This is a genomic window from Paenibacillus aceris (genome assembly GCF_017874035.1).
Taxonomy (GTDB): Bacteria; Bacillota; Bacilli; order Paenibacillales; family NBRC-103111; genus Paenibacillus_E; species Paenibacillus_E aceris.
In genome coordinates this window covers 241,844-266,969 of record NZ_JAGGKV010000005.1, presented here as the reverse complement: position 1 = coordinate 266,969, position 25,126 = coordinate 241,844, and the positions used below count along the sequence as shown (strand labels likewise).

Genomic DNA, 25,126 nt, shown 5'->3' with positions numbered 1-25,126 from the left:
CTCATGTTTCACCTTCTCTATTGGACGACATTTTTGTATGCAGTGCGAATACAAATGAATTATAGTTCAATCCTTTTCCAAATACATGCAACAAATTTTGCCGATTTGAACTTATTTTTTCTCAAGTCAATCCCAGCCTGAAAGAGGCTCCTCGCTAATTAGCGGGAAGCCTCCTAGTTGTCACCAGCAGGGAAGAAAGGTTATACTTCCCCCCGATTAGCATTTCATTGCTTAATTGATTGCATGTGCTACAATTGCAAGATCCACAATGTCAACTTTGCCATCATTATTCACATCAGCTAACATATATCGTGCCCAATCCGGACTGCTTGATGTTTTCCCGAATGCTGCCGCAACGATGCCCAAGTCACCAATGGTCACTTTACTGTCACCGTTTAAATCAGCTAGCGTAAAGCTGATTTTTACATTTTGGAAAACGTTAGCCACCTGCGTTTCATTTCCAATTCCATTAGATAAAACGATGTTAGACAACGTAACGCGAGCAGGAGGCGTCATTGCAGTTGCCTTTGCTTTAAATTGAAGTTTCATGAAGTCGCCATCCGTTGTAATCGCATTGCTTGCTCCTAAGCTTGCGAGCAAAATCCTTACTTTTCCAGGCTCAGTGACATTTTTACTAACGATGGACAAACCTGTATTTAGTGATTGCGCATCGACAAATTCCATTTGAGCCGGATCAAAATTAAGTGTCAGATCCTGTGCATATACATCTTTATAAACACTTTGGGTGACGTTTTTCAAACCATAATTCAGACTAAACGTTTTTCCTACTGGTACGGAACTGCTTCCTGCCAGAGTAGCTCTTGCGCCATAAGATAATCCAAAACCGAATGAGTAGTCATCACCAGCCGCATTTGTGTAGGCATAGTGAAAATTCTCGGCGTAGCCCGGGACATCCGATGCGTTGTTCTCCACGGCCGTTTGGTTAGCTGGGATCGTAATTGGCAGAATACCAGTAGGGTTATAGCGCCCTCGCAGTACGTCCAGTAAGGCTTCTCCCTTGACATCGTAGGTTGCCACTACTGCCGCAGCGCCCGGCTCGATCTCATTGACGACCCATGGATTGGTCATGTTGATTGCAAGCACAGTCAGAACGGCCGCCTCGATCTGCTTAATCTTATTGACATCGATGCCTGTGAGTGTACTCAACTGGATCTCTTGACTGGAATTGTCGGGGTAGGCATATATAGTCGGCAGTGCCCACACAAACGCGGTATTCGCCTCTGCGAGCGTGTTGACGATCGTTACCGATGGGTCCTTATCGGTAATGAGCTTTTTAAGTGCAGTGGTTTGCGTTGCGCTATTATTACCGTTGAAAACTTCCACGTAGAGTTTCTTGGTGTTGATGCTTGCATCCGATAGCGGCAGCAGGCCCTTGTTGTTACGCAGTAGCGTAATCGACTTGTGGTGCGCCTCATCGGCCCGCGCTTGGGAAGCAGGTGAGCTGGCAATCATCTGAGCCTTATTCGGATCCGTATATGGATTCTCAAAAAGCCCTAAATCGAACATCTCTGTAAGGAGGTGCGCCACGGAGGGATTGAGTTCCTCTTCGCGTAGTAGACCCGTGTTAACAGCGGAGATGAGCCCGCTTGGATCATTGTTATCCGAGAAAATGTTTGCTCCGGCGTGTATCGACTTGGCGAACTTCTGTTCAATGGTCAGATCATGCACTCCGAAATCACGGGTGGTCAGTGGTCCGCTGTCGGTGTTGACATAGCCGCTGAAGCCCATCTTGTTACGTAGAATATCAGTGATCAGGGTCTTATTATAGGCGCCTGCCACTTCCTCGAACTGCTGGTTTTTGGAAAACCACATTTCGTCTGGGAGCTGCTTAGCGCTAAGCGCGTTGCTCGGAACATTGTAATAGGACATAATTGAGCTCACGCCAGCGTCGATTGCGGCTTGGAATGGTGGGAGCTGGTATTTAAAGAGACTGCCTTCAGTTGGGTAGGTTGCCCACTTACCGGGTTCGTTGTGCGGGTCGAGACCGCGAACCACCGCACCGTCACCGACGAAGTGTTTAATGGTCTGGGCAACGGATTTGTTGCCCAGTTTCTCACCCTGGAAGCCGAGGACCAGCTCGCGGGCAATCTTCGAGTTTAGTTCTGTCCCCTCCCCAAAGGTACCTGAGATTCGGTTCCATCTCGGCTCCGAAGCGATCTCAACCTGGTATCCGTAGGTCTTCTGGATACCAGACGAACGCCACTCCTCACGGGCTATCTCAGCAAAGTCGCGGATGATGCTGAGATCTCCTGTTGCTGCAAGGCCCAAGGTACCAGGCCATGTAGAGAACTGTCCGGAAGCCTCACTGATGCCGAACGTGAGCTGCTGACTTACGTGATTACGAGGGTTGGAGGTGAAGACAAGCGGGATGCCAAGCGGGGTAGCCTCCGCAACCTCTTGGTATTTGTTCGCTCTCTTGGCAAGCTCCAAGGCCGTTATGTTGTCACGGATAATCAGATAGTGAATGTGACGATTATTAACAAAATCATTGATACCGTTGATGTCACTTGGTAAAGAAGTAATCTGCATGATTCCGGCCTTCTCCGCCATGCTCATGCGCGGAAGAAGATCAGCCACGCGCTGATTCGTGGACAAACGCCAATCCTCATAAGGGTCCAATGAACCGTTCCCGTTTAAATCCTTAAATGTCTTGCCGTCGATATTAAGAACATTCTTTACATGACTTGCAATTTCAGGCTGAGGCGTGCCAGCAGCCGCACTTACACTAGATATAGCCAGCGGTGAAGACAGCAACGATAAAATAAGCGATGACACCATAACTTTCTTTGAATGGTTCGAAATTAATGTCATATTCCCTTTCCCCCACCTTTTCATATTTAAGCGCTTTCAATACTAAAAAATTAAAGGTCATATGACCAGTCCGGATGCCTATCTCAGAAGCACATCTTTCACATCACAAAATGTTTCCTACACCATAGAACGTCTTTAATTTCTTAGAATAATCGGTGTAATTCTCAGATGGATCACCTCCTTCATGAATTCACTTTTACGCATTCTTATATTCCGAAGGGGACACACCTGTATACTTTTTGAAACATAGACTGAAATAATGCGCATTTTTGAAGCCTACTTTTTCAGCTACCTCATACGACTTCAAATCAGATATACGAAGCAGCTCCATAGCCTTGTTCATACGCAACTGATTGAGGAACTCACTGAAATTTATGTTTTTTTCCTTCTTGAAAATAATACTTAAATAAGTAGGACTGATGTGTATTACGCTTGAAACATCATGTAGAGAAAGACCCTCTTGATCATAATGCTGCTCCATATACTCCACAGCGCGATTGATAAGCTTTTTCACCTGATTTTCGCGTTGATGATTGACAATGGAAACCAACTGGTTCACCAGCTGACGGATACATGCAAAAATTTCATGAACCGTTTGCATTTGCTGTTGTTTGTTATAAATGGAATAAAAGTCATCCAGCTGTTTCGCTTGTTCCTCTAACTCTTTGTACATGAGAACGGTAATTTCTACCCCGATTAAACGTGTTCTTGATAAGGAAAACGATTGGCTTTCAATGATCGATTGCTCTATTGTATTTAAGATGGCATGCGCTTCCCCCTCCAAGCCCAACTTGACCTTCAAGGCCAATTCCTTTTCCAATCCGTCAAACACAATTGATTCTTTGCGAGGCGACAAACCCGTATCGGCAATAGTAAGCACCCGATTCGTCCCCAAAATATGGCGGAAATCCAGAGAAGAACGGGCATCATGATAGGAAAATGTAATTTCTGCTGTCTGCTCATAAGCAAAACCAATACCTGCAGTAACCGTAGTTTTCAAAAACTTCTCTACATTAGCACGGATCGACTCTGCGATCTCATAGGCCTGAAGTTCCGCTTCCTTCTGATCCCCTTCGGCAAACACAATAAGTACTACCTCGTCTTCAATAGAATTAAACACAAGCCCTTTGCCCATGCTGGCGAGCGTTTCTTCCGATACGTTGATCACACAGTATTTGAGTACTTCTTTCCCAAATCGGTTCTGGTATTCGGGATAACTATAGTCATCAGCCTTCAATAGAATGACTACAAAGCGCTCAGCAGTTAGTTGAAGATCTAGGAAGTCAATACCTGAATTAATTTCCGCAGGTGTCAGCTTCCCTTTAAACAGCTTTTCCAAAAACTGTTGTCTCAAGAGCGGCATGCCTTCAACGACCTTCTGCTTCATTTCGGACTCATATTCAAGCTCCTTAATGGCACGCTTTGCCGTTTCAAGCAACTTTTCACCATCAACCGGCTTTAATAAATAGTCAAACACCTTAAGCTGTAACGCCCTCTTGGCAAATTCAAAATCATTGTAACTCGTTAGCATCAGAATTTTAGTCTCGGGATATGCTCTTACTACCTGCTCAGTCAGCTCGAAGCCGTCTACAAAAGGCATGCATATGTCGGTAATAATTAAATGAGGTCTTTTCTCTACGACGAGCTTCATACCCTCCTCCCCATTCGCTGCAGAACCCACCAATTCAAAGCCATTAGCCTGCCATTCGATGTTCCTGCTTAAACCACGGGTAATAATGACTTCATCATCAATAATTGCGACCTTATGCATACTGGTCATCCCCCTGGAAGTTCTATTATCAAAACGTTGCTGTTATCTGAACGTGACGATTACTACGGTTCCTGTTCCAGGATTGCTCTCATAGCTAAGCCCATATTTCGTGCCATAATTCAACTGCAACCGCTTATGTACATTATAAATACCGAATCCGGCTCCTCCCTCTCCGGTATGCTTGTCCGATAAAGAAGCATTGACTTTGGCAAGTTGTTCGGCAGACATGCCTGCACCATTGTCCTCTATGCGGATCACACAATCATCATCCTGAATAATACCCTTTATAGAAATATGGCCTTTGTTACGAATATGCTTCATTCCGTGATAAATCGCATTCTCGACGAGTGGCTGAAGAGTCAGCTTTACAATTTGATGATCCAAAATAGCCGGGTCCAGATCTATTTCATAGGTAAAACTGTCCCCATATCGCAACTCTTGAATCGTGAAATAATGATTGATATGCTCGATTTCCTGAGAGAACGGTATAATCTCGCTCCCTTTACTTATCGAAATACGAAAGAAGTCGGAGAGCGCCGATACCATCCGGCTGGCATTCTTTTTTTCGTCCATTTCAATCAAATGCATGATTGAATACAGTGTATTGTAAAGAAAATGCGGCCTGATTTGAAATTGCAGCGCATCTAATTCTGCTTTCCTTTTCTTTTCTTGCACATTCTCTATCTCCGTAAGCAATTGTTTGATCCTACAGATCATATCGCGAATACCTCTATTGAGAACGCCGATCTCATTTTGCGACATTTCTCTGAATTCGACCTCCAGGTTACCTTCTTCGATTGTATTTATTTTTTTAGTAAGTTGAACGATCGGCCTCGTAATCACGTTAGCCAGGAAGTTGGAAAAGAAGATCACGAACCCAAACAAAATGAACATAACAGCAATGATAAGGTATTTGATGTAATTCACTTTTTTAAATAATTCATCCTTAGGTACTACTGCAGCAATCTTCCATTTATTGATTCTTAATGTATCGTAAACAATCAGCATCTCTTTCCCATATTCGTTGGTAACCGTGATTTCTCCCGATGCTTGACTGGTTTGAATTAATTTTGGCTGAAGTTCCGAATCCTTAAACTCATATTTCCCATCTACTTTCTTGTAAGAAATGATCCCGTCCTCACTAACGAGGCATAGATAACCATTTTTACTGATGGTTGGATTACTTAATATCGTTTGAAAAAATGAATCTTTTATATTAAAAAGAATAATTCCTTTGCTTTGTTCTACATTTTTACCCAGCAGTTTAAATAGGCTGACCACTTTTCTGTTTTTATTCTGATTGAATGATTCCCCGATTGGATCCGTATGCAGCGTTAACCAATGAATGATAGATGTCGGATCCGTTGCCAGCCCAATCTTGTATGGCTCCAGGGAAACTTTCACTAGTTCGGTCAGGTCATCTTTTCTGTAGAACGCTAGTCGGTCATAATTGTAGTAAAGCAGCATCGAATCGATTAAGCCTCGATCGGGAGAAGCTCTGTTCAATACTTTATTGAATTGAAGATAATCGTCCGGTTCCAGACTATAAGCCGGATTTTCAGTACGTGTCATAATATCGGACAAGTCGGCATCGCTATCGAGAATCGTCAGACTCGTCACGACATCGGTTAATTTATCGTTCAGGAAACTTTGGGTTTGAGAGACGGTATCGGAAATACTCGTAAATGCATTTTGCTCCAGCTGATTGGACGCAAGAAGGTAGGAGAATAATCCAGTAATAAAAACAAATAGCATAGTAACAGGGATAGAAATCCACAAAATAGTTGATTTCAACGTACGATTCCGATAAACCACAATGTTAATCCCCCCCATCCAGCCCGTCCGAACTTTCCTATTCACTTTTCGGACGGGTTAGACGACCTTCCTCCTCAGACGGTTTGGCAAGTTTCAGCTATTTCTTGATTCCTTTATCATATTCCATTTTCGCCTTTTCCATCGCGCTGGCCCAACCATCAAGAAAGGCTTCGGCTGTCATTGTCCCTGACATTACCTTTTGAAAATTAGGTTCCAATGTTTGAGCCAATATACTGCTGTAGTCAGGCAAATAACTCGGCACATCTAATACAACTGTGTTTTTGTCAGCCATTACATTGGCACCGTCTTGAATGTGTTGCGATTTCTTCACGTAGTCACTTTGCAGCGCGTCTACATTGATAGGCATTTGACCGATTTTTTCATTCCAATAGGCTTGGGATTCACTGGAAAGCATATATTTGAAAAACTCCCAAGCTTCTTCCGGATGCTTGCTGTTTTTAAATATTCCATAACCATTCGCAGTTGGAGCCACGATTGTTTTGCCGTTGTCTGATTTCGGTAAAATCGTTGAGGCGAATTTTCCTTCACCGAGTGCTTGAAAGTGGTTGTTATAAGAACCAAAGTTGTGTTGAACCATTGCAGACGTTCCCGTATCGAACGTAGCCACCATCTCTTTATAAGCGTTAGTAATATCACTCGTAGGTGTATATTTCTTATACATTCCTACATACTTCTTCAAAAACTCCAGATTCTTCGGATCATTTACTGTAGCTTTACCCTTGGCATCAAAGTAATGCTCCAGACCAGAATATGCATACATGACAGTAGTCAACTGATTAATACTTCCTGATCCCCCACGGATGGTGTATCCGTATTGATTTTTGCTTGCATCCGTCAACTTCTCGGCATCTATGAAAAAGTCGTTCCATGTAGTAGGCGGCTTCAGACCCGCATTTTTGATCAAATCGGATCGGTACCAGAAGACATCTAAATACATGGTACTTGGAATTTGGTACAGCTTTTTATCAGGTACCAAAGTACGATTGTAATCAACTAAACTTTTGGTGATTTTGTCCTTGTCGCTCCATTTATCGAAGAAAGGATCTAAGGGCAGGAGCGTACCCTTGGCAGCAAAGTCTGAGATCCAAATTCCGGTAACTCCTCCGATATCCGGCGTATCATTGGAAGCAATCGCAACATCATACTTCTGCTTGGCCGAGGAGAACGGGATACCGACATATTCAACTGAAATGTTCGGATTTTTCGTTTGAAAACGTTTAATAATTTCCTGTAAATATGGCGTACGATCAGGTCCTGCGTTCTCATCCCAGAAGACTAGATTTACATGCTCTGCCGGCTTGGTTGTAACAGCAGATTTTGTAGCATCATCAGGCTTACTACTGGCCTGACTAACGGTACTGTTACTCGTGCCGACACCGCAGCCGGATAAAAGTATTGAAAAACCAAGAACTCCCAAAGTAAGGACCACATTCAATTTTCTCATGCTTCAACATCTCCCTTTTTAACTTATAATAGGTATCTAGGCTAACTCCCTGGGGAATTAGATCAAACTTAACCTTTTACAGCTCCGGAACCCATGCCCTGAACCAGATATTTCTGTACAAAACTGAATAAAATGATAGCAGGCAGCAAAGAAATAAGGCTTCCGGCAGCAAGTGCACCGTAATGGATATCAAACTCTCCTTGCATATAGCGTAAGCCGACAGGCAGTGTAAACAGTGCCGGTTTACTAATGAACATTAATGCAAACAGGAACTCGTTCCAGGCACTAATGAAGGTAAAAACTGTGGTCGCGACTATACCGGGAAGCAGGATCGGGAAGATCACAAGAAAGATCGCTTTCAACCGGCTGCAACCATCCATCATAGCAGCTTCTTCCAGTGCTTCTGGGATATTGCTAATAAAGCCACTCATAAGCAGTGCATTGAACGGAAGTTGAAACGTACTGTAAGTAATAATGAGCGCAAGAAGGTTACTCGTCAGACCTAATTGTTTGAAAATCATAAATAACGGAATCAACAGCATGGCGCCAGGCACAAATTGCGTACAGAGCAGCATGATCATGAAGGCATTTTTCCCTTTGAATTTAAATCGACTGATGGCATACCCAACCAATACCGAACAGACTAGCACGATAATCACAGTCATTCCCGAGACAAGCACGCTATTCTTAAAGAAAATCGAAAATCCAACATTTTTCCATGCAACTACATAATTATCAAAGGTGATCCTTTCCGGCCAATAACGAATAGGTAGCTTTGTAATGTCCCCTTCTTGTTTAAGAGATGTCACTAAAGCCCAGTAGATTGGAAATAGAGTAAACGCCATCGTCAGCAAAAGCGGCAGTCTTAAAATAAATAGTCGATCCAATTTTTTCAACATAGGTCTATCCCTCCTTGCCAAAACGGCTAAGTTTCAGATAGCCCATTGCAAACACGAGCAGAATGATAAAGCTGATTACGGTCAAGGCAGATCCATATCCAAAGTTTTGAGAAATAATTGCTTGATTGGCCACATACATCGTTAATGTCGTTGTTTCATTAGCCGGCCCGCCACCAGTCATCGTAAAAATTAAGTCAACATTATTGAACTCCCAAACGGCTCTCAGCAAGGTGGAAAGAATAATCGAATTTTTCAAAAACGGAAGAGTGATATGAATGAATGACTTCCACCGTCCCGCACCATCAACCCTAGCGGATTCGTATAAATCCTGAGGTACCGTTTGCAAGGCTGCCAACATGGTGATCGCGAAGAATGGAATCCCCCTCCATAGTTCTGTAATGATGACAGCGGGAAAAACGGTATTTAAATCTGCCAGCCATGCGAAGTTTTTTTCGATGAAGCCGAATTTAACGAACAAGCTGTTGATAAGCCCCATATGCTCATTGAAAAGCAGTGACCACATCGTAGATGTTATGACCCCCGAGACCGCCCAAGGCATAATCGAAATGGATCGGAACAAACCGCGAAAAGCAAAAGTCTGCGTTAAGAGCAATGCAATCAGCAGGCCAAATATTAACTGAAATACAACTTCTATGGATACCCACTTAAAAGAGATCAGCAAGCTGGAGTAAAACAATTCGTCCTGACTAAAGATGCTCTTGAAATTATCTAAACCGATAAATCCGTTATAATAAGGCTTGGCTGGATTAAAATTCTGAAAGCTATAATAAAACACATTGGCCATCGGGTAAAATAAGAAACTCATAATGAGTAGAACGGCGGGTGCAATTAACATATAGGGCAACCAGTGTGTTCGTGGGCGTTTCATTCGTTTTCGCTTTAGTGTGTTTGCCGGGCTGGTCGGCAGTTTATCTGAGTAGATCGTGTTGGCACTCATTTGTTTCCTCTCTTTCTCCATGAATTACAGAATTACAGCGAATCTTATCGGACTCATCCACCTCACTCCGTTTAGCTATAATATAAATATAGGGAGAATGGGTTGGGTTTGGAATTCAATATCTTTTTAGCTCTTATCAAAATCTTTTCCTCAATTGAATCTATTTTCATGTGAAAACCCCAGTTTGAAATCAAGAAAAGGAACATATGGGCTATGTTCCTATCCAAAATAAATGAGTCGAGTATGCTGTTATACTTTCATTATAAGGAGCAGAAAGAGCAAGCACATCAAAGTATTTTTTCTTTACAGAAAATAATTTGTTTGAAAGGATCAGCTCGAATATCATTCGACTTTCCTCATTGAATTATTTATACAAATTAGTGAAAATGTTATAAATCAAAACCGCTGCTTGAGCTCTATTCGTCGTATCTTTAGGATGAATAGCATTATCATAACCATGAACAAGCCCCATCTCGATTAGAGAGGCTACGCTATGAACCGCATAATCAGATACATGTAAATAGTCGTTAAATTGTTTTAGTTGCTCTTGATTTGAAGGGATCGTCATTTGTTTCGCCACTCTCAGTGTACGCTCTGCTAACACCATCATGTCTTCCCTTGTGATAGGTTCAGCAGGTTTAAACAAATTGTCGCCCGCTCCTTCCGTAATCCCCATTCCTCTTGCTATTCTCAAAGATCGGTCGTAATAAACGCCTTCTTGTACATCTGCAAATTTGTCTCCCATTCCCCTAGAGCTGTCTAGCTCTAAAGCGCGAACAAGCATGACTAAAAAGTCAGCGCGTGTGACTGGCTTATTGGGGTCAAAAAGGTTGTCTGAGGTTCCGTTAATAATTCCTTTCGCTGCAAGTACTTCAATCTGATTTTTTGCCCAATCCAGGGAAACAATATCATTAAACGTCTTTTGCACAAATGCTGCTGCATATTTACTAAAGTGTGTTGTCGTAAATACAACTGCACCCGTTTTCATATCATATCTGCCATTTGGTACCGGGACTGGTTGTCCATCGTCAGACAAAAACCATACAACGATATGTTCAAGTTGCTGCTTTTCATCTTCATTTGGCGAATAAGGCATGTGTACTGCTACTGGAGCACTCGGATTGTTCCAGGCTATCGTTTTGCTGCCATCTTGCATGCTTATATCAATGGAGGTCCGGTAGCCAATTCGATTCAGAACATCATTGCCCAACTTGCTAACATCCGCTTCACCGATTTTCAGCGTGACAATTGCACTGGATAGTTCATCGGCATGGAACATGTTATTCGGTATGAATAACGATGTAATTGGCGATTCAACTTCTATTTGAACCGAGTACTCATTATTTGAGAGTAATTTCGATGGAATTTGTAGTTTATACTCTTTCGCGCCAGGTACTTCCTTCATTTCAAACTTTATATTCTTGACTCCTTTTGCATTTGCTGAAACTTGCCCAATTGCCTTCTCCCAATTGGCTTCCGTTAAAGTAAAGATTGCCGTTTTCGTCGCTGCATCCACTGTCGCATCCCCGGCTTGCATGACGATGGTTCCCGGGTTAGCAGTGCCATTTTGCGGGATCGTACTACCACCTCCTGAATATCCGCCTGAACCACCGCTAGTTGGCGTTGGTGTTGGTGTTGGTGTTGGTGTTGGTGTACCGTCACTACTCGTGACGATCAGTGCCGACACCATCGCATCCGTATTGTACGTATAATCATTCAAATTACTATTCACAAACTTCACGCTTTTCAGCTGAAAAACAGCGCTCCCTTGACGGATGGTTTTGAATGTTGCTGTGGCAAGTTTTACAGTTCCACTATCTCCCGGTACTTTGCCAACCTTCGTATACGCATATTGAAGCTGATTCTCATTCACCTGAGGATCAACCGAAAACCCATCGGAATCACCGTTGCTGATTCCTTTAAACTCAAGCATTGTAGGATCGAAATCGAGATTCAGTTCATAAGCATAAAGATCGGTTATATTGTTTGCCGTAATCGTAACCTGAATGTCGTTGCCCAGCGACACCTGGGAGGCATTAAGCCCCAATGAAAAAGATGGAGCCGTATCAGCAAAAGCGGCCTGTGGCAGCAAAAACATGATACTCATCAAAACCAATAAGCCGAATAACTGTAATTTTCGTCTCACTTTGAAGACCATCCTTTCGATAAAAGCAAGGGAAAGTTTCTAAACTTTCCCCCGTGCTTTACAAATAGTTGATTAAATTAGTTGTGCTACCCTAGCTAGATCGAAAATATCGATTTTCCCATCATTGTTCAGATCCTTTGACTGATACATAGCCCAATCCGCATCACTTGATTTCTTGCCGTATGCAGCGGCAATAATGCCCAAGTCACCGATGTCCATTACACCGTTACTGTTAAAATCGGCTAGATTGAAGATTTGAGAAACATCTGCAAGTTGAGTCGTATCCCCATTCGCATTCGATATAACGATGCTATTTATGGAAATGGGATTCGCAAACTGGATGTTTGTCTTTGCTTTGAATTGCAGGCTTAATAAGTCACCATCCATTTTCACTGCGTTGCCTGCCCCTAAGCTGGCTAATAGTATCCGTACTTTGCCAGGCTCGATTTGCTCTTGTTTAACAACAGATAACCCTGTTTTCAAAGACTGCGCATTCACAAATTCGTATTGAGTCGGATCAAAATTAAGTGTCAGATCCTGAGCATAAACAGCCTGATACACACTGCTAGTTACATTTTTCATTCCGTATTTCAAGCTAAATGTTTCTCCCGCTGTTGCGGAAATTTTCCCGGTCAAAGTAGCCGTTTTTCCCACCGTAATTGTGTCAGTTAACGTGATGTTGTTCGAGGAGTTGCCGACGTACACCTTGTAATTACCATCAAGGGTTTTCCACGCGTCAGCGTCGGCGTCCCAGATGGACAATGGATGGTTCGACGCAGCCGGGTCGATTGTGATCGTAACCTGTTTCTCCTCGCCAGGGGCGAGCCAGATCTTCTTGAAGCCCACTAGTCGCTTAGGCGGCTGGTTTGCACTCTCGGGCAGACCCAAGTAGACCTGAGGAACTTCAGCACCCGCGACAGTTCCGGTGTTCTTCACAGAAACAGACACCTGAATCGGCTTGGTCCCATCATTGCTTTTCTGCGTAACGGAAAGTTTAGAAATCTTAAAATTGGTGTAGGACAGTCCGTAACCGAAAGCGAACTGCGGAGCGATACCCTGGGCGTCATACCAACGGTACCCCATCTTCAAATCCTCGGAATAGTACACCTGAGGGACCACTCCAGCACCGGAACCGATACCCGGGTAGCGATCTTCCGTGCTAGTTGGCGTGTCTGCTTTGGAGACAGGGTAAGTTACCGGAAGCTTACCGGAAGGGTTGGCGAGCCCGAAAAGCAAGTTAGCGACGGCATTGCCGTCCTCCTCGCCCGGGTTCCAAGCTTCGAGGACCGCAGGAACTTGGTTGATCCATGGCATGAGGACAGGATCACCATCCTTGAGCACGAGCGCGGTGTTCTTGTTGGCGGCAGCGACGGCAGAGATCATCTCGTCCTGATTGTTCGGTAAGGAAAGGCTAGGACGGTCCGAGCCCTCGCTGGTCACGACGCCAGCCATGAGAATTACAACATCGGCATTCTTCGCTGCAGCAACAGCCGCAGAGAGATTACTGTTGTTATTGTCCACGATTACCTTGGTGATCGTTGCTTTCGAACCCAGCTTCGCCAGCGTATTTTGCAGACCCTGAAGCGGAGTGACTGTGTACAACGGCAAGACACGCGAGCTGCCGCCGCCACCGGCGACTGCAGCGTCAGCGAAGGTAGCCTGGCCAATTAGGGCAATTGACTTCACGGAGGATTTGAGCGGGAGCAGATCATTGCTGTTCTTCAGCAGAACCGCAGTCTGCTCAGCAATCTCGCGTGATTTAGCCCCATTAGCCTGAGCGTCGATGGTGCCCTGCACGGTCGGCCGGTCAAAGACGCCGAATTTAAACATCTGCACGTACCGATGGTCGAGAGCCTTGTTGATTGTGTTAATGTTGAGGCTGCCGTCTGCGAGTGCCGCTTTAATTCTTGCATTCGAGAACCACGTGCCAGACTGCATCTCAAAATCTAAACCGGCATTAAGCGCCATGGCAGTCGAGTGCGTGGCTCCGAAGTCGGACTGAACATATCCCTTGAAGCCCCACATGTCACGCAGGACGGTCTTCAGCAGGTACTCGTTTTCGCAAGCGTAGGTACCGCCGACCCGGTTGTACGAGCACATGATCGAGGCGACGTTCCCAGCCTTAACCGACATCTCGTACGGCAGCAGATAAAGCTCGTGCAGCACGTTCTCTGCGATGTTGACACTGACCGAGTTGCGGTTTTTCTCCTGATCATTGAGCGCATAGTGCTTCGCCATCGCGATGACGTTGTTATCTTGAATCCCATGGATTTCACTCGAAGACAGGATGCCGGCGAGGTAGGGGTCTTCCCCCATGTACTCGAAGTTACGGCCACCCTCGCCAACGCGTGCTAGATTCATACCTGGCCCTTCAAGCTCGTGCAAACCGAGCGTGCGCGCCTCCCCACCCATCAGGTTCCCGAAGGAGTACGCGAGGTCTGTATCGAAACTAGCCGCAAGACCGAGTGCGACGGGAAGAGCGGTGGCTTTGTCCTGAGGGTTGCAGTCTCCACCACCAAGACCGACGGGGCCGTTGGTAATCCGGAAATTCGGAATCCCGAGCTCGGGAATACCGTTAACGTGCCGAAAAGTGCTTCCGCATTGGGGAAGCTCCGGGTTCGTTCCGGGACTCCCTGCGAGCTGTTGGATCTTTTGGTCTAACGTCATCGCGCCGATGAGAAGTCCGGAACGCACCTCGGGTGTGAGCGACGTGTTCATCCAGGGTAAAGCTGGATTCGATGGCGTAGTGTCGGCGAAGGCGCTGCTGGCGAAGGTGAAGGTGAGGGTCAACGACAAAATCAGTGATGCAAGCTTACGTTTTTTCGAATGAAAGAAAGAAGCCAAACTGAATCACTCCTAATGGTATGATAGCTCTCGGCAATCGCCGAGGCAGATGGGACAAGGGTTTCCTCGTTCCACGCCAATGCAGCTTACTCCTGCGCTGTTCTCTTTTGGCGATAGAGTTAGTCTTCAAACAGCTAGCGGTTTATGACTTATACTCAATCACCTCCATGTTCCCAGAACGGTTGCAGCGTTATTTGAAAGTGCTTACATGATGATACAACCGTAACCTTTTCTTTATCTTATTCGCCCCTTGCTAAGGTACGATTTTAATATAGAAGAATTTGGATGATTGTGGAATTCTATATCTTTTCCACTTAGATCAATATCTTTATATGGAGTCTTAAAAATAGATTAATACCGGTTGCCTTCCCGCCGGCTTAGGGGCCGGCCCGCGCTGGACTGCTTGCGGGAAGCTGAAGCCATCTACAACAATTGCAAAGGCAACTGCTGATTCGCAGTTGCCCTACTAGACTATAAAAAAACCACCATTATCCAAGGTGGTTTCATACACAAATTAATTCCCATCTAAACTCGCACGACATGTCTCAGGTGTCGTATCTACCTTTATCCGGTCATTCATACTTTTAACTTCATCCGTTGTATGTAAAACATCTGCTGCCGTTGAACTCGGTATATTCGGATTAAGGTCATTTGTTTCACCTGTAGATTTTTGGTTTCCCCTTGGAGTCATTTTGTATCACCTCCTGTTCTGTGTTGCATGTAAATATTATCAAAATAAAAAGACTGCATTCACCTAAGGAGGACAGGTGATTGAAGTCTTTTTTGAGCTTGCTCCTACATCAAAGGACTAACGTTGAAAGCCTTGAAGCTGTTGTTCAGCCATTTGTACTAATCGCTTTGTAATGTTTCCACCAATAGAGCCTGCATCGCGTGTGGCAAGATTTCCATTGTAGCCCTCGGGTTGTAAAGGTATGCCTAATTGTTGAGCGACTTCAAATTTCATTTGATTTAAAGCTGCTTTTGCTTGAGGAACAACCAGTGTGTTATTATTTGCCATGGAAAAAATCACTCCTTTTCTTGGTGTAATAGTATCATGTGGAGTGAAAGGAATTCTTATGCATTCATATCCTAAATTTATGGATCGATCATTTCTTCTTCTGTCCATTCTTTACTCAACTCTGCCTTCAGAACATCTCTGTAAGCAATCCATTCCCAATCCTTTGCTCCACTAAACGGATCAACCGTGTCTAATCGAAATTCTCCATGTTTGCTGCGCGCTACGATACCGGTAATTGAGCGAGTCTTAAATTCTTCATACAAAACTAAATCGACCGGTTTCTTGTACATCTGCGATAGACTCAGAACGGCTGATATGTGTTGTATTTCTTGCACATCATGTATAGGACGCGAGATACGTTGACTTTCCCTTCGATTTCGAATGGCAGACTCTTTATGTTGAGGAAGCATCATCCGACTAGACTCCCAAAGACCGTTAAGTTCTAATTTCTTACTCATCTGTAATGACCTCCAATTTTGCCAGCTCTATCCGCTGCCAGGCCAGCTTTCATTAAACTCGAAGCGCGAATAATTGCCGTACTCCCAAAACGGTCTTTGATCCCATCCAGAACGCTATCGAGTTGGCGCAGCTTTGTTACATCTTCAAAAAGATCCAGCTGTGTAACTTCCTCGTCTTCAAGTGATCCTAGCGTAACGCCGACTTTACGCACCGGATGACCGTTCCAGTTACGATGAAAGATCTCGCGAACGGACCCGAAAACTTTTAGCGTATTGTTCGTGGCAAAAGGCATTTTGCGCTGCTGACTAAATCCGGTAGGAGCATCATATGGCGAGCACATGCAGAAAACGTGAACGGTCCCGCTTGTATATCCTTTTGTGCGCGCATCGCGGCAAACTTCTTCCGTTAATTCCAAAAGCACGATATCCACTTCTTCAGCCGTTGTGTAATCTCGCGGTAAGGTCATTCCGTGACCAATTGATTTCGGAGCAACATTGAACGTTCCTGGCGTGACTGGACTATCATCGAGACCGTTCGCTGTACGCCACATGACTTCCGCTTGAATGTCCGATTGTTTACCAAAACGCGCGCGAAATTTCTGTTTAAGAATATGCATCGGTGTCCTTGCAACGTGACCAATTGTGGTCATGCCAAGTGCGACAAAATGTCTGGTCATGCGTGATCCAACGCCATACATCTTATCGACGCTAAGCGGCCACAGCACTTTCTCAACATCTTCTTTGCCTAGTGTAAAAATCCCGTTTGCATTCTTTTTGGCAAAATTGTCCGTCGCCTGCTTAGCGAGGATTTTGGTAGGACCAATACCAACCCGAATTCGTACGTTCATCGAGGCCGCGACCTTCTTTTGAATCATGACGGCCAGTTGTTCTGGCGTACAGCGAAAATGATTAAGCGAGCCTGTCACGTCCAAAAATTGTTCATCGATCGAAAACACTTCCACTAGATCCGTGTACTCTTTGTAAATATCCGTAATCGCAAGGGATACATCGATATAACGCTGCATGTGCGGCCGCATTACAATCACATTTGGACACAATTGAAGTGCTTCGCCAAGACGCTGAGCCGTACTAATTCCAAAGCCTTTAGCGATAGGGCATGCCGCCAAAATAATTCCAGAGCGCCTAGCCGGGTCCCCGGCCACAACAACTGGGAGATGTTCAAGACCTGGATGAGAAGCCTTCTCGACGCTTGCGTAAAAAGATTGGCAATCCGAGAGGTAGATCGTGCGATCGCTTTTTTCTCTCATTCCCATTACAATGACCTCCGCATTCTCATGAGTGTTGTCATAAGTTCAGCCTTAATCAAACTTCGAAGCATTGTGAAATGGTGAATGTAGCCACGAACTTTATATTCAATGTGAATGCCAAATGAAGTGGTTGATGTATGCAGCACTTTGATATCCCGCTTTTTCATGGTACTTCTAATACTTTGCAATTCAGGGTAAATAGCGTTCTCAACTTCTTTTAAGTAAAACAGAACATGACCATATACAATTTTATCCTTGTGAACCTTGAGCACCTCCGAATCCCTGGACAACATATCCAGCAAAATAGGAAACAGTGTAAATTGTTTGATTAATTGAATATCTTCGTCAGTCTCGATATGTGTAATGACACTCATTTAACCACCTCAGAATAAGAACATGTGTTTGTGTTTTACATTATATACCGAACACGTATTCGCTATGCAAGTGATTTTTAGAAAAAAAAATCCCCACCAGCCATTTACAGCCAATGGGGGTATCAACTTTACAATTATTAACATAAATGGAACAAGTGAATCGGAGCTGACTCGCCGCCGACATGAAAATCCAGTGCCAGCTGACAGAATCGACCAGCCAGCCGGACAACACCGGATCAAACGCCGGCGCCATCAGCATGGGGATGCCGAGTTACACCCATGATGGATCCGCTAAGCCCATCGTATTATATCATTCTTTGCCCATAAAAAAAGACAGGGAAAACCAAAATCCCCCCGTCTTACAGATTCCCTTCTACCATTTTGCAAAACAGTTTTTATTGAAGAATTGCTTTTGCTACGACTGCAAGGTCTACAACGTCAACCTTGCCGTCATGGTTCACGTCCGCTTTTTCGTTCCAGCCTACTTGATCTTGAACTTTACCGAATGCCGCCGCGACAATCGCCAAGTCGCCTACAGTGACGCCACCTTGTCCATTGATATCTGCAGAAATTCGTTTGGCGTCGAACACTTGAACGGCTGCATCCAATGCAGCCTTCGCGCTGTCCACCTGTTGCTGAAGGGCATTCCCATTGTTTGCTGTTGCACGTGCTGCATCGATTGCTGACTTAAACTGCGATTTGGAGCCTGCTGCATACAATCCGTCTCCGTCGCCTTCCACTGCAGCATCGTATTTTGCCTGGGCACTATCGATTGATGCATTCAGAAGCGACTTATCTACGGATATACTGCTGATTTGTACAGCTTGGGAGGCTTCGCCGACCTGCAGTTCATTCCCCTGTCCGTTGGCAATCACAACATGGTCAACTGTAATGGTCGTGTTAGTTGCCTGAGCTACAGATTTGGCCGCAAATCTGAGTACGAGCACATCCCCTTGGGCAGGCACGTTGGCACCTACGCCAGCAGCCACAATCCGGACTTGCCCCGGTGCTGTCTCCTTTTGGTCGATGACTTGGAATCCTTCCTTCAGCGATGCAACTGACTCGAACTTCAAAATAGTCGGATCATAGAGAAGCGTCGCATCTTGCGCATATACCGTCTGGTATCCGCTTTGCCAGATATTGCTCAATCCCAGCTTAACATCGAAAGTTTGGCCAGAGTTAACCTGCTTTAATCCTGTCAATGTAGACTGCGGCGCGGATGACGCTGCATTTACAGTAACGTTGATGTCGGTTGTCAATGCTGCGTTGTTCGGATTGGCTACGCCAAGAGGCAAGCTGACTGTTCCATTTACTGTGAACGTTTGCTCTGTTTTGACTTCTGGAATGTAGCCTGTTCCATCTACATTCCAGAGAACATTGGCATTCCCTTTTCCAACATCGGTAACAAGTTCTACGGTTTCAGGCAGCCCAAGGGCGCTGGCAGTCCTCGCCGTTCCGTTCGCCAACCCGGTGACGTTAACCGGCGCTGTGACACTTACCAGCTTAGGAGGCACATACTCAATATAATCGATATCAGGGGCATAAGCGGTATCGTTGCTGAATTTTATCGTGTTCTCCCCGGCGTTCAGCCGCAATGTCACGGCTTTTGTTTGGCCAGTTGTCCAATTGCCTGCGGCTGCAAAATTAATCGTTTCCGCTGCCCCGCCATTGACAGATATCTTCACTGCCCTAACTTCTCCGGAGTAATATCTGATATTTACCGTATAATCTCCTGCAATAGGTGCAATCACTTTATTAAATGTAATCGTGTTTGCAGCACCATTCCCGATCCATCCTACTTTTTTGCCGTTGGAAGCGCTTGATTCACTACCGATACGAACGGCTCCGCTCAAAGTGTTGGCAGAGGACTCCGCCTCGAACTTTGTCACGAAAATTGGCGTCGGCGGAATTGGAGTTCCCTTAACTTTCAGAAGTACAATTCCGTGCGCAGGGACATTTACATGATAGGAATTTGCAATTATACCTTTATCCTGATGCGCCCACAAATCCCGAACCGTTACGTTGGTATCAAGACCGATATTGTCCCAATTTACTGACATATTCACTGCAGTGTCTCCACGATTCAGCAAACCGACTGCTTTTTCTCCGCTGTTTGCAGAACCGAGCGGCTTAACCCATACTTCCTGATCGCCATTATCGATCATGCGGGTTCCTTGAATACCTGCCGGATCCTGATCGATAGCGATGACCTCTGTATTCGTCAAAATATCCTTCGTTTGCTGAGACATCGTACGTAAATCATTACCTGCAATCAGCGGAGAAGCCATAATCGACCACATGCTGAAATGAGTTTTATCCTCTTCATAACTCATGCCGTTGCCTACTTGCAGCATATCCATATGGTTAAAGTGACCTGGACCTGCATACTGCGCCAGATCCGCATTTAGATCAACGATATCCATGATTGAACTGAATTTCGGAGCGATGTCTCCCGATACACGCCATTGATTGCCTACATCCGTCACCCAAGCACCTGGAAATCTCCAATTGCATACTTCGTACATAACCGGAATTCCCGTTGCCAAAATATGATCTCGTATTTTGGTATATTCCGTTTGAGGGTTCAGTCCCATCTTGTCTGCGCCGCACCAGTCAACTTTAATAAAATCGTATCCCCAGGTTTTAATAAACATATCAAAATCTTGTTGGCGATGATCGTAGCTTCCATCACCTGGCTGCGATAAGTCATCGGCTTTATCCCAGTAATACCCGCATGTATTTCTGCCTGCATCGGTATAAATCCCTGCTTTCAAGCCTTTCGAATGGATATAGTCCGCGACTGCTTTCATACCGTTCGGAAATCTAGAATTCGGTTGCACAAAGCCATTCGCGTCCCGGCCCCCAAAAAACCCATCGTCAATATTAATATTCGTGTAGCCCGCCGCTTTCATTCCGCTGTTGACCAGCGCATCTGTTTCCTCCTTAATTAATTGCTCATTAATTTTAACACGGAATGCATTCCAGCTGGACCATGCCATCATTGGCGTGCGACCCAAGCCATTCTCGAGCGCATGAGCCGGTTGTGGCGGCACAATATTGCTCATGAACAAGAAACAAGCAATGAATAGAAAGACTGCTATCCTTTTCAGCAAATTCTCCATTTCTAAGGCTAACATTTTTAAATCTCCCTTCTGTTACAGCTTCATACATTCCCGATTTACTCAACAATTTTGCTGGCAATGAAGACAAGGTCCTCCAGACCGATCTTGCCATCGTTCGTTACGTCGGCTTGCTTCACCAGCTCCCAATCCGGAATGCCCGAATCTTTGCCATAATTCGCCGCCACGAGGGCGAGATCGCCAATGCTCACTTTGCCGTCATGATTCACATCGCCAGGGATACCTGGGTTAACGATCGGCATCACATTGATCTTCATGGAGGAAGCTGCCGCACCCAATTCCGTTCCCTGTCCATCAGCCAATATCGCTTTGGATACCGAGATCGTACCTTCCCTCGCCTGCGACACTGTTTTCGCTCGGAATGTCAGCTCCAGCAGCTGCAAATTGCCGGTAATCGCATGCCCCGCGCCTTCACTGGCCACAAGCATGCGGATTTTGCCGAGCGTAGACTTCCCTGTTGACAAGAGACTGATCCCTGACGGCAAGGACTTCGCAGACACGAATTCCAGCACGTTGGCATCATAATCAAGCGTAATATCCTCCGCATACACAGCATGCGTAACGTTGTTCAGCCCGATTTGTACGTTGAAATCTTGGCCTCCAACGACGGAGCTTCCTGCCGTTAAAGTTGTTGCCGGGAAGAAGCCTCCCTCACGCTGAACAGGGATGATTTCATAGATTTGAGGTTTGACGACGCCGTTCCACTGAATTCTCACTTCCAGGACATGCTCGTAATTAGCCGTATTTATCGCGTTGTACGATTGGGATAGCGTACCAGCCTGATGCCAGCCGTATCCATCCCTTACCGATACTTCGGCATTAGAAATGCTCGTTGGATTTTGCAAAATAATCACTTGGCTTACCTCAGTAAACTTGGACAACTTGTAGTTCAAATAGCCGGGCTTCGCATCACCCTTTGGCGTGTAGAACGTAGATAATTTATGATCCGTTGTGTAAAAGGCCTCTTTACCCGTGTCCCCTTGTGGGTTTACTTGAAATGCAGGAAGCTCGGTTCCGGGCTTATCCAGACCTTCATTGACAATGATTTCATTAAGCGCAAGCCAAGCTTCGTTATTGACCGTTGAAATCAATCGGATGTATCTGGCCGGCTTATTAGCGACTTGAACGCGTTTATATCGGTATGGAACCTCATGATCAGGGAAATTCAAACTGCGATCTCCCGGATTATTGAAACTGTGAATCGTTTCCCACGTCGTCCCGTCTACAGATAGCTGAAGATCGCCTTTTCGGAAATAATCACCCTCACCGTCGCCAATCACCACAGCAGCATTCTGCACGTTGACTACTCCGCCAAGGTCAACCTGTACGAATTTACCTGTAGATTGTTTGCCGCCAAACCATACTTTTGCATCCAGATTGCCGTCATATATACCAGCAATCGCACCTTGATAAACACTCTCATAGTTATGGGTAACGACTGGAGCACTAAATTTTTGCAGTTTAACCTGCAAATTCGTCAAATTAAATGTGAGTACTGTGTTTGTGTTATTGATTAATCGGATATATGCTGCATTCGGATATGGACCCCCTACCTTGACAGAGTTCCATTCATATCCATTTTCCGAAGTCTCCAGTACGATCTCGGCATTCGTACTTTGCAATGCAATTTCTGCAATCCTTTCAATCGACAATAGCTGAATCCCAACATACTGCGAAGGCTTCAAGCTCACATTGTTAAGATTGGAAATTTGCGACATTACATCCGTGCTGTTTACACTCGTTTGCGCAAGCTCGTTCACATTCGAATAGAGCTTTACTTTTCCATTTTTTGCATTAACCGTAAATTCTCGTACCGCCGTCCATAAATCAGGCTTACCCCCGGGAATACCGGCATGCGTCAACCGGTATCTGACATATCGGGCTTTCAGGTCAAGCTCGCTAACCGCAATATGAAAGCCGGATCGTTCGGCTCCGATCGCCGTCCAATTTTGCCCGTCTACGGAATACTCCAATATCCCTTTCTGGAAAATATCAAAATCAGTATCTGTTCGACCTTGTAAAATATCAACATCATTGACCTGAATCGGTTTCCCAAAATCAATGCCATACCAGTCGCCATTGACTTGAATCGTCTGTACGTACACATAGGTTGATTTATTGCCGTCGATCATTTGATCTAAGCCTGAGACCGACCCGTAGGAGCTCATTGCAGTAGGAATGGTAAAATCAGGATCCAGGGATGTATAGATGCGTGCATCCAGCTTTTGAAGCAATTCATTAGCAAATGGAACTAATCGCTTGGAGCCGGCTTCTACCGTTACGTCCGGATAATTTAATTTCTTAATTTTGTAATTTTTGGAATCAGACATCGCATTCGCCGCTTTGGCCAACTCTTCCCACGCTAAACGCATATCGCCGCTTTGCAGCGCCATCGCTGACTTTGTTGCGGACTTAGCAGATTCCACAACACCCTCCAAGGAATTTAACCAGGGATCTATTTCGGTCAGCATCTTTGCATTTCTGCTTTTTGCTCTAAATGAAGTAATCGCATTCAATATTCGATCGAATTCTGCAATTAATTGATTTCCGGTTTCCGTCGCTGCTTCCCCTTTGTTAAATGTACTCAAAAACAGTTCAAGCTGTGCCTTGATGTTTTCAGATTCCCCTACTTGAAGCCCATGTCCGCTTGGTGACGGGTCACTCATATGATAAGCTATCGTATTGAGCTCAGATGCGGCCTCTGGCGCAACATACTTAAATGAATCCAACCAACTCTGACTGTCATTAAAGTCGTCGCTGTTCCATGTAAAATCGGCTACGGCAAACAAGGCAATTTTAGATAACTCCGCACTCCCCATGGGATTAGAGACGACACCGGAAATATTATGCGTTCCAGCCTTCAGTACTTCTCCTTTGCCCAACAGAAGTCTGGCATCCTTGTAATCGTTAACCGGCCAATTTAACCATACGTACGGGTCTCTGCCGGTAGCATTTTTCGGCCACTGCATATCGGTCGTGTTTACGGTTCCGACAACACCGCTTCCTGTCCACATGATTTCGACATCTGCCGGAACTTTACTTAACGCTTGGAGATAAGGCTTGCCGCTTTCTCCCGTCCAGGCTTGATTGTAAAACGGCGGGCAAAAAATCAGTGGTTTAACGTCCCCTTTAGCTGCTGCCCAGTTCGCAACATCGGTGATGAGCTTTACATGTTTATCTTTATCCGTCAAAGATTGCGCTGTGGAGATATCATCCAGAAATAAACCGAATTGACGAACGCCTATGCTATAGAGCTGATCCAACTTGGCTAACAAGGTTGCCAGCTCAGCGTCATACGTATTCCAATTAATCATGCTGAAGCCGGGATGAATCGCCCATACAAATTGGGTTTTGGATTCTCGTCCGACATCGACGAGTTCTTTGACTTTCGCCAGTTCATCTGCCGGGTACAGCGTTCTCCAAGCAGAATTATGGTACTGGTCATTCTTAGGCGCAAAAATATAAGAATTCATTTTGAATTGCCCGCCAAAACGCATTAAGCTTTTGCGGTCTTCATGCGACCAAGGGAATCCGTAAAAGCCCTCAATGAAGCCTCTCCATTTGGCATCGGAATAGTCTTCGTATTTGACTGATTTCAAATCTTTCCCGGGAATTTGATCGAAAATCAATTTCAATGTCGCAAGCCCGTAATATGCCGCATCCGTATTAGCTCCCAGTATCGCGATGCTGCCTTTCGTCTCCAGTTGTTTGTCAATGTCTAACACATAGGCGTCATTTTTGGCGAAAATCGCTGCATCGTTGGGAATATGAGCACCGAAGTAGGTGTCTACATATCCGCCGGAACTCCTTGTCCCTATGAGAACGTTGGTTTTATCGGATACGACAGCCGCAGATTTCGTCGCCTTCAAGGATTTGGAGGCAAGTACTTGATTCAAAAAATTTTGCGTGGCTGCATCTACGGTAGGTTCAATCACGACGTTGACTTCATCCGTTATAGTAAAATTCGTCCCTGCATAGATCACCTTCTGCGGCAATGGGTATATCTCGTAAGTACCGCTATCGGCAGATGCTTCCAATACGTTTCTACTCGGAGCTGCCTCAGCGCTGGCCATGCCCGACACAAGACTGGATAACATAAAGATTGCTAGAAAAATGCTAATTAGCTTTCTCGACATCT

15 protein-coding genes are annotated in these 25,126 nt (G+C 45.1%); all 15 read right to left on the bottom strand.

Going from position 1 to position 25,126, the window contains the following annotated elements; translation table 11 throughout:
• Positions 1-231: 231 nt before the first annotated feature.
• On the bottom strand, positions 232-2,832 hold the full coding sequence (locus J2Z65_RS11990) for a glycoside hydrolase family 3 N-terminal domain-containing protein (protein ID WP_167066132.1): 2,601 nt from the start codon (positions 2,830-2,832) through the stop codon (positions 232-234).
• Positions 2,833-3,028: 196 nt separating this feature from the next.
• Complete coding sequence (locus tag J2Z65_RS11985; RefSeq protein WP_167066135.1) at positions 3,029-4,603, bottom strand: response regulator; 1,575 nt, start codon at positions 4,601-4,603, stop codon at positions 3,029-3,031.
• 42 nt (positions 4,604-4,645) lie between these two features.
• Positions 4,646-6,418 carry a histidine kinase gene (locus J2Z65_RS35865; protein ID WP_167066138.1) on the bottom strand — a complete coding sequence of 591 codons (1,773 nt, stop codon included), beginning with the start codon at positions 6,416-6,418 and terminating at the stop codon, positions 4,646-4,648.
• Positions 6,419-6,515: 97 nt separating this feature from the next.
• Positions 6,516-7,883 carry an ABC transporter substrate-binding protein gene (locus tag J2Z65_RS11975; protein ID WP_167066141.1) on the bottom strand — a complete coding sequence of 456 codons (1,368 nt, stop codon included), beginning with the start codon at positions 7,881-7,883 and terminating at the stop codon, positions 6,516-6,518.
• Between the two features lie 68 nt (positions 7,884-7,951).
• A complete protein-coding gene (locus tag J2Z65_RS11970; RefSeq protein ID WP_167066144.1) occupies positions 7,952-8,782 on the bottom strand; it encodes a carbohydrate ABC transporter permease in 831 nt (276 codons plus the stop codon).
• A gap of 4 nt (positions 8,783-8,786) precedes the next feature.
• On the bottom strand, positions 8,787-9,740 hold the full coding sequence (locus J2Z65_RS11965; protein WP_209855855.1) for a carbohydrate ABC transporter permease: 954 nt from the start codon (positions 9,738-9,740) through the stop codon (positions 8,787-8,789).
• A gap of 364 nt (positions 9,741-10,104) precedes the next feature.
• The gene (locus J2Z65_RS11960; protein ID WP_167066147.1) at positions 10,105-11,886 is read right to left on the bottom strand and encodes an S-layer homology domain-containing protein; all 1,782 of its coding nucleotides are present in this window, start codon (positions 11,884-11,886) and stop codon (positions 10,105-10,107) included.
• Between the two features lie 72 nt (positions 11,887-11,958).
• Positions 11,959-14,730 carry a glycoside hydrolase family 3 C-terminal domain-containing protein gene (locus J2Z65_RS11955; protein ID WP_167066150.1) on the bottom strand — a complete coding sequence of 924 codons (2,772 nt, stop codon included), beginning with the start codon at positions 14,728-14,730 and terminating at the stop codon, positions 11,959-11,961.
• 514 nt (positions 14,731-15,244) lie between these two features.
• Positions 15,245-15,421, bottom strand: coding sequence for a hypothetical protein (locus J2Z65_RS11950; RefSeq protein WP_167066153.1), 177 nt, complete (start codon positions 15,419-15,421; stop codon positions 15,245-15,247).
• Positions 15,422-15,538: 117 nt separating this feature from the next.
• On the bottom strand, positions 15,539-15,748 hold the full coding sequence (locus J2Z65_RS11945) for an alpha/beta-type small acid-soluble spore protein (RefSeq protein ID WP_147946845.1): 210 nt from the start codon (positions 15,746-15,748) through the stop codon (positions 15,539-15,541).
• Between the two features lie 77 nt (positions 15,749-15,825).
• The gene (locus J2Z65_RS11940; protein WP_167066156.1) at positions 15,826-16,206 is read right to left on the bottom strand and encodes a YolD-like family protein; all 381 of its coding nucleotides are present in this window, start codon (positions 16,204-16,206) and stop codon (positions 15,826-15,828) included.
• Complete coding sequence (locus J2Z65_RS11935) at positions 16,203-17,474, bottom strand: DNA polymerase IV (RefSeq protein WP_167066586.1); 1,272 nt, start codon at positions 17,472-17,474, stop codon at positions 16,203-16,205. The genes J2Z65_RS11940 and J2Z65_RS11935 overlap by 4 nt, the downstream gene beginning before the upstream one ends.
• Positions 17,475-17,479: 5 nt before the next feature.
• Positions 17,480-17,848 carry a YhjD family protein gene (locus J2Z65_RS11930; RefSeq protein ID WP_167066159.1) on the bottom strand — a complete coding sequence of 123 codons (369 nt, stop codon included), beginning with the start codon at positions 17,846-17,848 and terminating at the stop codon, positions 17,480-17,482.
• 395 nt (positions 17,849-18,243) lie between these two features.
• Entirely contained in the window at positions 18,244-20,985 is a 2,742-nt protein-coding gene (locus J2Z65_RS11925) for a cohesin domain-containing protein (RefSeq protein WP_167066162.1), read from the bottom strand.
• 41 nt (positions 20,986-21,026) lie between these two features.
• On the bottom strand, positions 21,027-25,124 hold the full coding sequence (locus tag J2Z65_RS11920) for a beta-N-acetylglucosaminidase domain-containing protein (protein ID WP_167066165.1): 4,098 nt from the start codon (positions 25,122-25,124) through the stop codon (positions 21,027-21,029).
• Positions 25,125-25,126 lie beyond the last annotated feature (2 nt).